1 protein-coding gene is annotated in these 1,027 nt (G+C 63.8%); it reads right to left on the reverse strand.

Annotated elements, in window-relative coordinates; all coding sequences use genetic code 11:
- Positions 1 to 25: 25 nt before the first annotated feature.
- Positions 26 to 901 carry an ATP-binding protein gene (locus EOA33_RS36665; protein ID WP_126054207.1) on the reverse strand — a complete coding sequence of 292 codons (876 nt, stop codon included), beginning with the start codon at positions 899 to 901 and terminating at the stop codon, positions 26 to 28.
- Positions 902 to 1,027 lie beyond the last annotated feature (126 nt).

The following is a 1,027-nucleotide window of genomic DNA, read 5'->3' on the forward strand; positions in this document are numbered from 1 at the left end:
GGCTTTTTCAGCTGTCTGCCTGACCTCAATCCTTCAGCGGCTTGCCGAGACGGCCGGCAAGGTCCTGGGTGAACTGCCATGCGACGCGGCCGGAGCGGCTGCCGCGCGTCGTCGCCCATTCCAGCGCCTCGGCGCGCAGCGCATCGGGGTCGATGGCCAGGCCGTGATAGCGGACATAGCCGTCGATCATGTCGAGATATTCGTCCTGCGAACATTTGTGGAAGCCGAGCCAGAGGCCGAAGCGATCGGACAGCGAGACCTTTTCTTCCACGGCTTCCGACGGGTTGATGGCGGTCGAGCGTTCATTGTCGATCATGTCGCGCGGCAAAAGATGCCGCCGGTTCGAGGTGGCGTAGAAGATGACGTTGGCGGGGCGGCCCTCGACACCGCCTTCAAGTGCTGCCTTCAGCGACTTGTAGGAGGTGTCGTCGTGGTCGAAGGAGAGGTCATCGCAAAACAGGATGAACCGGAAAGGCGCCGCCTTGAGCAAACCCATCAGCTTGGGCAGCGTGTCGATATCCTCGCGGTGGATCTCGATCAGCTTGAGCGGCCGATCGAGCTCGTCGGAGGCGTTGACGGCGGCGTGCACCGCCTTGACCAGCGACGATTTGCCCATGCCGCGCGCGCCCCACAACAGCACATTGTTGGCGGCAAAGCCCGAGGCGAAGCGCTCGGTGTTGTCGAGCAGGATGTCGCGCACCCGGTCGACGCCTCGGATCAGCCCGATGTCGACGCGGTTGACCTTGCGCACCGGCTCCAGATAGCCGGGATCGGCCTGCCAGACGAAGCAGTCGGCCGCCGCAAGGTCGGTTTGCGGTACCGGCGGCGGGGCGAGGCGAGTGACCGCTTCGATCAGGCGGTCGAGCTTCTGGTTCAGGGCGTCAAGGGTGCTGTCGGTCATGTCTTGTCTTTTTGGTCTGGCGTTCGGGATCGGCACCGGCGGAAATCCGCTCTTTCGCGGCGGGGTAAAAAACGCCTCCAACCTTTTTCCGGGGCATGATCTTTTTCGCGGACCGCCCCCCGCCTT

The sequence above is a fragment of the Mesorhizobium sp. M4A.F.Ca.ET.050.02.1.1 genome, from assembly GCF_003997725.1.
In the GTDB taxonomy this organism is placed as follows: Bacteria; Pseudomonadota; Alphaproteobacteria; order Rhizobiales; family Rhizobiaceae; genus Mesorhizobium.

What these genes read in the sequence shown, in the direction of transcription:
- EOA33_RS36665 (WP_126054207.1), bottom strand. Translation starts at nt 901, where the DNA reads ATGACCGACAGCACCCTTGACGCCCTGAACCAGAAGCTCGACCGCCTG.